Source organism: Croceivirga sp. ABH4_376 (assembly GCF_056160685.1).
This window is the reverse complement of sequence record NZ_JBSWXQ010000011.1, coordinates 39,911-52,252: the sequence shown is the minus strand read 5'-3', so window position 1 is coordinate 52,252 and position 12,342 is coordinate 39,911. Positions and strand designations below refer to the sequence as shown.

The 12,342-nt window shown below is 37.0% G+C and carries 11 protein-coding genes; 4 read left to right on the top strand and 7 right to left on the bottom strand.

Annotated features, from left to right (window positions below; genetic code table 11):
- The first annotated feature begins 242 nt into the window (after positions 1-242).
- Positions 243-1,184 (top strand): NADP-dependent oxidoreductase, encoded by a 942-nt coding sequence (locus ACXAGS_RS15385; RefSeq protein ID WP_474908004.1) that lies wholly within the window; start codon positions 243-245, stop codon positions 1,182-1,184.
- Between the two features lie 213 nt (positions 1,185-1,397).
- Complete coding sequence (locus tag ACXAGS_RS15380; RefSeq protein ID WP_474908002.1) at positions 1,398-2,057, top strand: DMP19 family protein; 660 nt, start codon at positions 1,398-1,400, stop codon at positions 2,055-2,057.
- Positions 2,058-2,200: 143 nt separating this feature from the next.
- On the opposite strand, the gene ACXAGS_RS15375 is transcribed toward ACXAGS_RS15380, so the two are convergent.
- Complete coding sequence (locus ACXAGS_RS15375; protein WP_474908001.1) at positions 2,201-3,364, bottom strand: MFS transporter; 1,164 nt, start codon at positions 3,362-3,364, stop codon at positions 2,201-2,203.
- 143 nt (positions 3,365-3,507) lie between these two features.
- Here ACXAGS_RS15375 and ACXAGS_RS15370 point away from each other — a divergent pair, with 143 nt between their 5' ends.
- Entirely contained in the window at positions 3,508-3,933 is a 426-nt protein-coding gene (locus tag ACXAGS_RS15370; RefSeq protein ID WP_474908000.1) for a hypothetical protein, read from the top strand.
- 17 nt (positions 3,934-3,950) lie between these two features.
- Here ACXAGS_RS15370 and ACXAGS_RS15365 read toward each other — a convergent pair whose 3' ends face one another.
- Both ACXAGS_RS15365 and rpe read right to left on the bottom strand, forming a co-directional pair.
- A complete protein-coding gene (locus ACXAGS_RS15365; protein ID WP_474907999.1) occupies positions 3,951-4,910 on the bottom strand; it encodes a YpdA family putative bacillithiol disulfide reductase in 960 nt (319 codons plus the stop codon).
- Positions 4,910-5,569, bottom strand: coding sequence for a ribulose-phosphate 3-epimerase (gene rpe / locus ACXAGS_RS15360; protein ID WP_474907998.1), 660 nt, complete (start codon positions 5,567-5,569; stop codon positions 4,910-4,912). The genes ACXAGS_RS15365 and rpe overlap by 1 nt, the downstream gene beginning before the upstream one ends.
- Positions 5,570-5,732: 163 nt before the next feature.
- On the opposite strand from rpe, the gene ACXAGS_RS15355 reads away from it, so the two are divergent.
- Complete coding sequence (locus ACXAGS_RS15355; RefSeq protein ID WP_474907996.1) at positions 5,733-5,966, top strand: hypothetical protein; 234 nt, start codon at positions 5,733-5,735, stop codon at positions 5,964-5,966.
- Between the two features lie 88 nt (positions 5,967-6,054).
- Here ACXAGS_RS15355 and ACXAGS_RS15350 read toward each other — a convergent pair whose 3' ends face one another.
- The 4 genes from ACXAGS_RS15350 to rpsO form a co-directional block, all read right to left on the bottom strand.
- The gene (locus ACXAGS_RS15350; protein ID WP_474907995.1) at positions 6,055-8,253 is read right to left on the bottom strand and encodes a DUF7133 domain-containing protein; all 2,199 of its coding nucleotides are present in this window, start codon (positions 8,251-8,253) and stop codon (positions 6,055-6,057) included.
- Between the two features lie 246 nt (positions 8,254-8,499).
- Entirely contained in the window at positions 8,500-9,363 is an 864-nt protein-coding gene (locus ACXAGS_RS15345; RefSeq protein ID WP_010519164.1) for a sigma-70 family RNA polymerase sigma factor, read from the bottom strand.
- A gap of 163 nt (positions 9,364-9,526) precedes the next feature.
- Positions 9,527-11,743, bottom strand: coding sequence for a polyribonucleotide nucleotidyltransferase (locus tag ACXAGS_RS15340; RefSeq protein ID WP_474907993.1), 2,217 nt, complete (start codon positions 11,741-11,743; stop codon positions 9,527-9,529).
- A gap of 183 nt (positions 11,744-11,926) precedes the next feature.
- Positions 11,927-12,196, bottom strand: a complete 270-nt coding sequence (gene rpsO, locus ACXAGS_RS15335) for a 30S ribosomal protein S15 (RefSeq protein ID WP_010519166.1) — start codon at positions 12,194-12,196, stop codon at positions 11,927-11,929.
- Positions 12,197-12,342: the final 146 nt, after the last annotated feature.

Below are 12,342 nucleotides of genomic sequence, written 5' to 3'. Positions count from 1 at the left end.
GAATCGATAGTTCCTATGGCTATATTGACCTTATTCCTCTCTTTTGTTCTTTCTTATTATTACATCAATTTAAAAAGAATCAAACTTAAGACGGCTATAAGTAATTGCTTGTTCTCGTCTACTTCTGAAAATCCGAGAGGATTTATAGCTTGGCGTGTACTTGTAGCGTTAAGTGCTAAACCATGTAACAAATCATGGTCATGACTGCTTTGCATCCATATTGAAAAAAAGAGAATATAAAAATGAAAGCATATATATTAAATGAATTTGGAGGTGTGGATAACCTGCTTCTAAAAGAAATAAATAGACCAAAAATTGAAGAAACAGAAGTTTTAATCGAGGTTAAAGCTATTAGTATAAACCCTGTTGACGTACGCACAAGATCGGGAAGCGCTATGGCAGCGTTCCTAAAAAAAGAAATGCCATTAATTTTAGGGTGGGATGTTGCTGGAATAGTTGTAGAAGTTGGGAAACAAGTTTCAAAATTTAAAACTGGAGATGCCGTTTTTGGAATGGTAAATTTTCTTGGGCACGGTAAAGGTTATGCTGAATATGTTGCCGCTTCTGAAAATCACATAACAAAGAAACCTAAAAATATAAGTTTTGAAGAGGCGGCTACAGCAACTTTGGCTGCATTAACGGCTTGGCAATTTTTAATTAATGATGCCAAAATAAAGAAAGGTGACAAAATCCTTGTTTTGGCAGCTTCTGGTGGAGTTGGACATTTTGCAGTTCAAATAGCAAAACATTTCGGTGCTTATGTCATTGGTCTCGCCTCATCCAAGAATAAAGATTTTGTCCTTTCTTTAGGTGCCGATGAATATATCTCATACGATAAGCAAGAAGTAACAGAATTAGTAAATAATGTAGATATAGTAATTGACCCATTTGCTAAGGAAAATTTAGAAAAGTCACTTAGACTAACAAAAAGTGGAGGTGTAATTATAAGCCTTTTGCCAATGATTGGAGAAGAGATAAAGAAAAAAGCAAAAGACAAAAATGTAAAAATTAGTTATTCTTTAGTAGATTCTAACGGAGAGGATATGAGGCGGTTGGCTGAGTTAATTGAAAATGGAATTATAAAACCTCACGTGAGCAAGATTTATGATTTCAACGAAATGGACCAAGCCCATTTAGCAATGGAAACTGGAAAAACCGTCGGTAAAATTGCAATAAAAATTTAAAAATACGTACGCACAATGAAGAACTGAGGTAAAAAACAAGTTTCTTTAGTTCAATTTCGACATATATTTCTCATCCTAAGGTATTTCGGTTTTTGCAATGGCAAAAGCCTTTTAACAAGTTATTTTCTCTTAATTTTATTTAATAGCATAGTATCTGGCGCTAACAATGAGACGGTAACCGTAACCAATATCTAATACTCAAACCATTTAAAAATGAAACTTACTATCCTTATAGCAATACTTGTAGGCTTTAGATATCTCGTACCTTATCTTGTAAAATTTGGTGAGCCCCAAAAAAGCAAAAATAAAAGTGAGTGGGAGTTGAAAGTGAAATTTGCTAAGTTGAACCAACAGCTATTTGAAACTGCCGATAATGAAGAAAAAGAAGAGCTTTTATACTATTTTACTCACAAAATAAGACAAACGGATAATTATGATGAGGCGTCTTTTAAAACAATGCCCAAAGTACTCCAAATAGTTTATCTAGTTAACGAATTGAATAGCGAAATAAATAATGGAGGTTATCTACAATTTTTCACAAATTCATCTGGACAATACGTAAAAGAAACTTTAGACGCTTTAGCGTTAATTGGTGCGGAACATAATAAGTATCTACTAGAAAAAGCGCTTGAGGTTCTTACGAAGTTTAGCCTATCACCAGAAAACTTAAATGAAAAGTTAAATAGTAAAGTGATTTATGAAACTTTTAGTTCATCTGACTTTTATGAAAACGATGAGCTTTTAGAAGAGATGAACAAATTGGACACGGAGTTTTACGCAAATAAAGAAAATCTATCTAAATTAAAATTGGATTATATTGAAAGTAATGGGGATGAACTATGGGAAGAAATTCAGAAAAAATACAGTTATTAAAAAATAGGTTTATAAAAGCAGCGTAAATAATAGCTGTTTTACCATAAAACAAGCCAAGATAATTACGTAAGGCCTATAGTTTCTACCCATTTTTTTGTCTAAATAGATAAAGGTGGTCAACAGAGCAAGGATTACTTTTTCCCTCACTTTCTAAATAGTGCAATTAACCCAAAAGCCGGGCCCACGCCTAAAATCATAAAAAGAAACTCGGTAGGTATATGCGTGCTTAGGTATGCTATCAACTGGATACTTACAATGGTTAAACTATACCCTAAGCAGTTTACCAATGTTAGCGCCGTGCCTTTCGTCTTGGCATCGGCATTGTGGGCCACTAATGTAGAGAATAAGGGAGAATCTGCAACCACTACCGCACCCCAGAAAAAAAGAAAACCAATAAAAAGAAATGGATTATTGGTTGTAAAAAGTAGCGGTGAAACCAAGCAACACACGCCAGATAAAGCAAGTGTTAAACCGGCTATTTTTTTAGTTCCGAATTTTTGGGCGGCATAACCACTAAATACACAAGCCAAACCACCGGTGGCAATAATGCTAAATGCCAACAGACTGGTCTGTGTAGCCGTTGCTTCAGTTTTTTGATAATAAGTAAGTAGCATTACCGGTACAAAGGCCCAAAAAGTATAGAGCTCCCACATATGGCCAAAGTAACCAAATGCGGCCGCACGGAAGTCTTTATGCTTAAAAAGGCTGCCCAATTGTTGTAACTTAAGTTTACTCCCTTTTTTCCTAAAAGGGCCATCAGGTATTAGTAGTGCCATAAGGCTGCCACCTAAAACGGATAGGAGCGTAGTGCTCCAAATTACGCTTGTCCAAGAAATGGTGGCCGTAAGGTCTTTTAATAAATGGGGTAGGGCCGTTCCTAGTACTAATGCCCCAACTAAAAAGCCTAGTGATTTTCCTAAGCTTTGTTGAAAATAATCTGCAGCTATCTTCATGCCAACAGGATAAATTCCAGCTAAGAAAAATCCCGTAATAAATCTAAAACCGATTAAAGAGAATAGTGTATTGCCGTTATAGAGCAATCCCAAGTTAGAAATCCCGGCTAGCAACGCACTCACCAAAAATACTTTGGAGGGCGAAAAACGGTCTGCAAAACTAAGTAGGGCAAAAACCAAGGTACCTGTTATAAATCCAAATTGTACGGAGGCCGTTAAATGGGCCAAGGCGCTAGGCATTAAGTGGTAAGCCAACAATAAATCATGGATAACCCCATTACCGGCAAACCATAACGAGGTACAGCAAAACTGGGCAAATACAATAACAAGAAGTACCGTGCGGTTGGTGGGCATAGGATTTGGTGTCTGTTACAGCAGCTAAAGTTAAATTTTTATAACGTAAAACTTGCGTATGGCCACAAAAGGTAAATGCAAAAGGTTTTTAAGATGAAGCAACCTTTTTTGCTTAGTTAATCTTATAGGTAAATACCTTGTCTATGCGTGGCTTTTTTGTTTTTATTATGTTGGTTTTGTTGGGGTGTTCCCCATCAAGTGATATCCCTTTGGTAACAGATGGTCCCATACAGATTGAAGGTACATTTAAGCTTACGGAATCTTATCTAGGCACGGGAGGGGAAACGGATTGGCAGGTAGTGGAAAATGGGCCCGAGTTTGTGTTTACCGGTAATGGAACCTTTACCTCTACCCATTATGAAAGCTGTTCTACAGGTACTTATGTTATAGCTGATGATGTTTTACAATTGCTATACAATTGTCCAGATTTTGAAAATAATGCAATAGATGAGGATGGGTTTATTACCTATGCCATAGCTTTTGGTGCCAATTTTTTTATTCTAACCCCCGCTAGTGGTCCCACCTGTATAGAAGGTTGCAGCTATAGGTATACCCTGATTGAGGATTAAGTATGGTAAGATAGTTATTATTTGGTAATAGTATCCAGTATCATTTTGGCGTGTACCCTACTGTTTTCTATAAACCATTTATGGGTTTCCATTCCCCCACAAATAACACCTGCTAAAAACAACCCACTTACATTGGTTTCCATGGTTTCTGGGTTATAGTGCGGTAACCGTTTTTCATCCTTAGACAGTGTTACCCCCATTTGCAGCAAAAATTCAAAATTGGGTTTGTAACCTGTTAGTGCAAGAACAAAATCGTTGGCCAAGGTAATTTTACCCTCCGGGGTTTTTACTATCAACTCCTTGGGTCTTATTTCTAAAACTTCAGAATTATAATATGCTTTTATACTGCCTTCTTCTATTCTGTTGATGATATCCGGTCTTACCCAATATTTAACCCGTTGCCCAACTTCTGGTCCACGTATTATCAAGGTTACTTCCGCGCCCTTACGGTAGCATTCTAAGGCTGCATCTATTGCTGAGTTGCTGGCGCCTATGACCGCTAATTTTTGACTGGCATAAAAATGTGGGTCGTTATAATAATGGGCCACTTTGGGCAATTCTTCTCCGGGAACACCAATGGTATTAGGAATATCATAAAATCCGGTGGCTACTATAACTTGGCTACTAGAATAGGTTTCTTTGGTACTGGTAACGGTAAATTTATCTCCCTTTTTAGTTACCGCCTCAACCTTTTCAAACAATCTAATATTAAGTTCGTTATTGGTTACAATACGTCTGTAATACTCTAAAGCCTCGTCTCGTTTTGGCTTTGCTTCTTTACTAATAAAAGGAATATTGTCTATTTCTAACTTTTCTGAAGAAGAGAAAAATTGCATGTTTACGGGGTAGTTAAAGAGACTGTTTACAATGGGTCCCTTTTCTAAAATAACATAGTCTACACCTCTTTTTTTAGCTTCTAAACCACAAGCTATTCCAATAGGTCCTCCTCCAATAATTACCAAGTCATATTGTTGCATTAAGCTATTTCTTCTTTTAATTTACTAATGGTTTCCGTTGGGTTATCGCTACCAAAAACAAAACTGCCCGCAACCAAAACATCGGCACCGGTTTCTACCAATTTCTTGGCATTTTTACCAGATACACCCCCATCTATTTCAATTAAGGTTGAAGCATTTTTTTGAATAATCAGGTCTTTTAGCGCACTAATTTTGGCATACGTATTTTCGATAAAAGATTGGCCGCCAAAACCAGGGTTTACGCTCATCAAACAAACCAAATCAATATCTTGGATGGTGTCTTGTAAAAGTGAAACGGACGAATGCGGATTTAGGGCGACACCAGCTTTCATCCCTTCTGTTTTTATGGCTTGTAGGGTACGGTGTAGATGGGTACAGGCTTCTAGATGTACGCTAAGGTTATCTGCTCCTAAACCAGCAAATGTTTTAATATAGCGGTCTGGATCTATTATCATCAAATGCACATCTAGCGGTTTATTGGCATGTTTGGCCATTGCTTTTAATACGGGCATTCCATAAGAAATGTTGGGAACAAAAACACCGTCCATTATGTCTATATGAAACCAATCTGCCTCACTTTTATTGACAAGTTCTATGTCTCTTTGCAGATTACCAAAATCTGCTGCCAATAAGGAAGGTGCTACTAATTTTGTTTGCATGTCTCTAGTTGATTATACCCTGTAAAAATACGCATTGTACTACTAAAGAAGCCTATTAAAAGCGGATTTAGAATAGCCTTAACGTAATCATGGAAAAGTAACAAATTATTAAATTAAAGTTTACGTAACAATTTATTAACTTTGCGATATAAAATTGAATAACATGTCCAAAAAGAAAAAACTGAAAAAACAGTTTAAAAGTGCCAAAAAGAAAGTTGCCAAAAAAGAGAAAGGTCTTTTAAAAGCTTTGAAGTCTTTAAAAAAGTTAAAGAAGAAAAAAGCAAAGAAAAAGGCAATTAAAAAAGCAATAGCAACGGCTAAGGTTAAAAAAATGGCCGTAAGAAAAGCTTCTAAAAAAGCGGTAACAGCTAAAAAAGCCCTAAAAAAGGTTGCTTAAAATACGATGCATTCAGATTAAAAAAGGAGCAAAATGCTCCTTTTTTAATGGTATCAATTTTTTCAGTTTATATGAAGCTATTACTTGTTTAATTGGCTTTAAACAGTTGAAAAAGTTCTTCTTCCGTAAAGGACTGGTCCGTTTTGCGATTTAATTGTCTTAGTTCTTTTATGGTCTCTAAATCAACATCCCTTTGGGCTTTATGGGTAAACGCATTCCTAATATAATTACCAATATCCTTAATATTTTCATCGGTTATTTCTGAGTTTCCTCCTATCCCTGGCATGGCAATACCATTGTTGTATTCTTTTCCATTAACGGTAATAGGTCCGTTTAATCCGTAAAGCATTACTGCTAAAAAACGCTCTTTGGGCCCAGTTACATATTCTGATTCTTGTAGGGGAGGTGCTAAGTTGCTAATACCCCTACCGTCTGGTCCATGGCAGGTAGCACAATGTTGACTAAATAATGTACGCCCTCGGGTAAGATTGTCGTCATGATATAGGGCACTTTCAGCTTTAGGCAAAGGTAGCTGGCTAAAGGAGTCTATTTGTTTTTGGGTATTTGGTAGCACATCTGCGTAACGTTCTTGTAAATAGCGCTGCTCTTGCCCTAAACTATTTGCAACAGCAGGTTCCATAAACCAATCTTCTTCTTGGTATTTATGAATTAGAGTTAGCCATCTTTCAGCTAAAACTTTATTATTCTGCTGGGACCAATAATAACCTAAGTAATAATCTACCATAGTATGCTGCACACCCAACAAAGCGTCTAAGTGTTCTGGGCTAAGAATAAGCTTATGGTCTACTGCTAATTTTATAGCCACCGCAGCGGCTTTAGGGTATTGGTATAGTGTTGTTATGTCAAAAAGATTGCTTGTAAATGAATCAAGACCATCTAAGGTGTAAAGTAGATGTATAAGTTGCTGTCTGTTTTTACTTTCTCTAGCTTTTTTTTGTACTAATGCTATAGTTTTTGGCGTGCCCTTTGCAACTAGGTGGTGTTGTGCCCTAGTTCTTATCCAAATGTTTTTGGAAGCCAATGAATCTATTAATTGCTGATTTGTCCATTTAGCTATTTTAAGGTTTTTTAATGGTTTTAAGCTTTTGCCTATTCTAAGGATTCTACCCATGCCAACCACCGTATCTAGCCCTTTTTTTAAATATTCTTGTCGTAAATACCCAGACATATAGGTTTTGTGCTGAATAACCCCACGATGCATATCTACAACAAACAAAGAACCATCCGGACCATTAAAATTATTTACTGGTCTAAAGCTTTCGTCTGTACTTATTAAAAACTCTTTATTGGCATAAGCTTGTTTTCCGTTTAATTTAAGGGCTTTGTTTTCTAATATATTTCGCTTTATCAAATTTGCCTCTGGTCCACTAACAAAAGCATTGCCTTGAAATTCAATAGGTAGATTGGTGCCTTCAAAATAAAGTGGTCCGCAAGCACTGGTAAAACTTTTTACTTTTTGATTCTCGTCTAACATATTGGGCAAATAGCCTCTATTAATGGAGGTTGCTTGTACGGGGTATACACTTTGATCGGCCACAATAGTAGCTCCAAGTGCTTTAAGGTTACTGATTTTCGGATTTCTATTTAGCATATTGGGTAGCACCCAATCACCTCTAAGTTGATTAGAATTATCATTATAAAGCAAGCGCCCCATGTCATCATGGGTAATGCCCCACTGCCCCCTAAAACTAGTGGTTTCAGTTTGCCATTTCCCATCTTTTAAACGGTATCTTTTGTTGGATTTGGCGTTGTAGATCCAGTTATCCAAATTATAAAGTAATCCGTTGGGTTGATGCTCCACATTACCGCCTAAAACATAGGATGAATCTACCACAGTGGTTTTTCCAGGAGTATTGTTTGGTTTTATTTCCGTGAAATACAGAAAAGGGGGTTCTGCATATAAAAGACCACCATAAACATGACTAAAAGCACGTGCTAATTTTAAACTATCTAGAAATACCCTAGTGTGGTCCATTATGCCATCTTCATCTTTATCTTCTAGCATAACAATTCGGCCCACAGGATCTTCTTCTTGTGTGCCTTCTATATTGCGCATATAGCCAATTAATTCTAGCGCCCAAAGTTGGCCGTTGTCGTCAAAACTTATAGCTACCGGGGCTTCTAACAGCGGTTCTGCGGCAATTGCCTCTAATTGTAATGGGGTGGCAAGTTGGTATTTGGTTTGGTCTAATTGGGTTTCTGGGTATTCCTTGGTACAGGAAAGGCATAAAAACACTACTACTAGTGTGTAAAAAATCTTGGTCATTCTTTGGGTCTATTCTGTTTGGGAAACTTAGGGAATCCTGCTTAAAGTTAACTAAGAATTGCCGATTGTTGAATAGTATTCTTAAAACTTTAGGAATAGGCACAAAAAAACTCCGGTAATCAGCCGGAGTTTATTCATCAATCAAAAAACGAACAGTCATGATAAACTGTTATAGTAATGCAAAGTACAATTTTCTTTATTAAAAAGCAATGTTGTTATTGCCAAAACCATACTTTGGTTAGGGTATTATCCCAAATAAGTTTTTAAGATTTTACTTCTAGAGGTGTGCTTTAACCTACGTATAGCTTTTTCTTTAATTTGTCTTACACGCTCACGAGTAAGATCAAAAGTTTCGCCAATTTCCTCTAAAGTCATACTGTGTTGCCCTGCTAATCCAAAATACAAGCGAATAACATCTGCTTCTCTTGGCGTTAGGGTTTCCAAAGCGCGCTCAATTTCCGTGCGTAAAGAATCGTGCAACAAATCTTTGTCTGGGTTTGGAGACTCACCACTTTTAAGTACATCGTATAGGTTAGAGTCTTCCCCGTCGATTAAAGGAGCATCCATGGATACGTGACGACCAGAGTTTTTCAAAGATTGTTTTACATCCTCTACGGTCATATCTAATTCTTTTGCAATTTCTTCTGCAGAAGGCACACGTTCGTGTGCTTGTTCTAGAAAAGCAAAAGTTTTATTGATTTTGTTAATGCTACCAATTTTGTTCAATGGTAAACGAACAATACGAGACTGCTCTGCCAACGCTTGTAATATGGATTGACGAATCCACCATACGGCGTAGGAAATAAATTTAAAACCACGGGTTTCATCAAAACGTTGTGCCGCTTTAATAAGACCTAGATTACCTTCATTAATTAAATCAGGTAGGGTTAAACCTTGGTTTTGATATTGTTTAGCAACAGAAACAACGAATCTCAAGTTAGCTTTAGTTAATTTTTCTAAGGCTACTTGATCCCCAGCTTTTATACGTTGGGCCAATTCTACCTCTTCATCGGCAGTAATTAAATCTACCTTTCCAATCTCTTGTAAATACTTGTCTAAAGACGCGGTTTCCCTATTGGTAACCTGTTTTGTAATCTTTAACTGTCTCATCTAAAATTATCCCTTTCTTTTAATTTTGTGGGGACTACCCATATACTTATACGTAAAAAGAGCAAAAAAGTTACATTTAGGTAAAATAAAATTCAAAAAAATTTTGTAACTAAAAAGCCCCAACCAAAGGTCAGGGCTTGTTATTATTGGGATAAGTGAGAATTTAGTCCCTTCTTGGTTTTCTGTCTCTATTATCTCTATTGTTACCTCTACGGTCACCACCTTTATCATTTCTTGGTGGTCTTTCTTTGTACCCTTCTGGTTTTGGCAATAGTGCTTTTCTAGAAACTTTTTCTTTTCTAGTTCTAGGGTCAACACCAAAGTATTTAACATCTATAATATCACCTAGGTTAATTACATCTGTAACCTTATCGGTACGTTCCCATGCCAATTCAGAAACATGTAACAAGACTTCGTTTCCTGGTGCGTCCATATATTCTACAACAGCGCCAAAATCTAGCATCTTAATTACCTTAACCTCATAAACACTACCAACTTCTGGCTTAAACATTACTGCGTCAATTTTAGCAATAACGGCATCTATACCAGCTTGGTCCGTACCTAGTATTTCTACAATACCTTCTTCTGTTACTGGGTCTTCATTAATAACAATAGTAGTATTGGTTTCTTTTTGTAATTCTTGGATAACCTTACCACCAGAACCAATAACCGCACCAATGTATTCTCCAGGGATAATCTTGGTTACAATTTTTGGAGCGTAAGATTTTACTTCTGCTTTTGGTGTAGCAATAGTATCTGTAAGCTTGCCTAAAATGTGCATTCTACCATCTTTAGCTTGCATTAATGCTTTTACCAAAATTTCGTAGGACAATCCTTTTACTTTAATATCCATTTGGCATGCGGTAATACCATCTTCGGTTCCTGTTACTTTAAAGTCCATGTCTCCCAAGTGGTCTTCATCACCCAAAATATCAGAAAGAACAGCAAACTTTCCGTTCTCTGTATTGGTGATTAATCCCATAGCTATACCAGAAACAGGCTTTTTAAGTTGCACACCGGCATCCATTAAAGCCATAGTTCCTGCACAAACGGTAGCCATAGAAGAAGAACCATTGGATTCTAAAATTTCTGAAACCACACGAACTGTGTAAGGGCAATCTGCAGGAATCATTTTCTTTAGTGCACGTTGTGCCAAGTTACCATGACCTACCTCTCTTCTTGATGTACCACGTATTGGTCTTGCCTCTCCTGTAGAAAAAGGAGGGAAGTTGTAGTGTAAATAGAATGTTTCTTCACCTTCAAAAGATGGCATGTCTATTTGGTTAGCTTCTCTAGAAGTACCTAAGGTTACCGTAGCTAATGCTTGGGTTTCACCTCTTGTAAAAATAGATGAACCGTGTACGGATGGTAAATAATCGATTTCGCACCAAATTGGTCTAATTTCATCTGTTTTTCTACCATCTAAACGTAAACCTTCTTCTAAGGTAAGGTTACGTACGGCTTCTTTTTCTGCCTTGTGGTAGTATTTAGAAACTAAACCACCGTAGGTTTCTAATTCTTCTTCTGAGAAAGTGGCTTTAATTTCTTCTTTAATCTCAGAAAAAGCTAAACTTCTTTCTTTTTTGGAAGAGCCTTGTTTGGCCACGGCATATACTTTATCATAGGCCATGTCATAAATTTTTTGTGCTAATTCCTCATCAGCAGCTTCAGGCTCGTACTCACGTGTTTCTTTTTTTCCGAATGCTTCGGCCAACTTGCGTTGTGCCTCGCACTGTACTTTAATTGCCTCGTGGGCAAATTTGATGGCTTCTACCATTTCTTCTTCAGAAATTTCATCCATCTCACCTTCTACCATCATTACAGAATCTTCTGAAGCACCAATAACCATATCAATGTCAGATGCTGCCAATTGTTCTAGGGTAGGGTTAATAATTAAATTACCGTTTACACGACCTACACGCACTTCGGAAATAGCACATTCAAATGGAATGTCGCTTAATTGTAATGCTGCAGATGCTGCCAAACCAGCCATTGCATCTGGCATTACCTCTGGGTCATGAGACATTAATTGAATCATTACCTGAGTTTCTGCGTGGTAGTCTTTTGGGAATAATGGACGTAAAACACGGTCTACCAAACGCATGGTCAATACTTCGCCATCACTTGGTCTAGCTTCTCTTTTAAAGAAACCGCCTGGGTAACGCCCTGCAGCGGCAAATTTTTCACGGTAGTCTACCGTAAGTGGTAAAAAGTCTACGTCTGCAGCATTGTAATTGGATACTACTGTACATAGTAACATACATTTTCCGGACTGTACTACAACAGAACCGTGGGCCTGCTTGGCCAATTTTCCGGTTTCGATAGAGATTTCCCTACCGTCTCCTAGGTCTATGACCTCTTTAAATGTTTTTGGAATCATAAATAATACGTATTGCCCTTTAAGTTGTATAAGGACTAATTACTAATTGGTCTACCGTCTTCCGGACGGTCGGGTTGTGTTGTTGTGTGTTGCGACCAATGAAAAACTGTGTGCAGCTTTTTGTGCTTGTCTATAAAAGACGTGGTAAAAATAAGGGGAAGCAAAGCTTCCCCCAAATAAAATTTATTTTCTGATACCTAAATCCTTAATTAAGGCACGGTACTTATTAATATCTTTCTTTTTAAGATAATCTAAAAGACTACGTCTTTTACCTACCAATTTAACCAAAGAACGCTCTGTATTGAAATCTTTATGATTTCTTTTTAAGTGCTGTGTTAAGTGGTTAATTCTGTAAGTGAACAATGCAATCTGTCCTTCAGTAGAACCTGTGTTTCCTTCGGAACCACCGTGTTTCTTGAAAATTTCGGCTTTAGCCTCTTTACTTAAATACATTCCAATATTGTTTTAAATGATTTTTATGTACCTGACTGGCTTTCAATCAGGCGGCAAAGATAATGCTTTTTTTGAAACAGCATTTTTAAAACGTAAAATATCGGTATGGTCCAAAAAATACAAGTTGGTTAATAGCTTGCAATAAA

What these genes read in the sequence shown, in the direction of transcription:
- ACXAGS_RS15375 (WP_474908001.1), bottom strand. Translation starts at nt 3,364, where the DNA reads ATGCCCACCAACCGCACGGTACTTCTTGTTATTGTATTTGCCCAGTTT.
- rpsO (WP_010519166.1), bottom strand. Translation starts at nt 12,196, where the DNA reads ATGTATTTAAGTAAAGAGGCTAAAGCCGAAATTTTCAAGAAACACGGT.
- ACXAGS_RS15350 (WP_474907995.1), bottom strand. Translation starts at nt 8,253, where the DNA reads ATGACCAAGATTTTTTACACACTAGTAGTAGTGTTTTTATGCCTTTCC.
- ACXAGS_RS15370 (WP_474908000.1), top strand. Translation starts at nt 3,508, where the DNA reads ATGCGTGGCTTTTTTGTTTTTATTATGTTGGTTTTGTTGGGGTGTTCC.
- ACXAGS_RS15365 (WP_474907999.1), bottom strand. Translation starts at nt 4,910, where the DNA reads ATGCAACAATATGACTTGGTAATTATTGGAGGAGGACCTATTGGAATA.
- ACXAGS_RS15340 (WP_474907993.1), bottom strand. Translation starts at nt 11,743, where the DNA reads ATGATTCCAAAAACATTTAAAGAGGTCATAGACCTAGGAGACGGTAGG.
- ACXAGS_RS15380 (WP_474908002.1), top strand. Translation starts at nt 1,398, where the DNA reads ATGAAACTTACTATCCTTATAGCAATACTTGTAGGCTTTAGATATCTC.
- ACXAGS_RS15355 (WP_474907996.1), top strand. Translation starts at nt 5,733, where the DNA reads ATGTCCAAAAAGAAAAAACTGAAAAAACAGTTTAAAAGTGCCAAAAAG.
- rpe (WP_474907998.1), bottom strand. Translation starts at nt 5,569, where the DNA reads ATGCAAACAAAATTAGTAGCACCTTCCTTATTGGCAGCAGATTTTGGT.
- ACXAGS_RS15345 (WP_010519164.1), bottom strand. Translation starts at nt 9,363, where the DNA reads ATGAGACAGTTAAAGATTACAAAACAGGTTACCAATAGGGAAACCGCG.
- ACXAGS_RS15385 (WP_474908004.1), top strand. Translation starts at nt 243, where the DNA reads ATGAAAGCATATATATTAAATGAATTTGGAGGTGTGGATAACCTGCTT.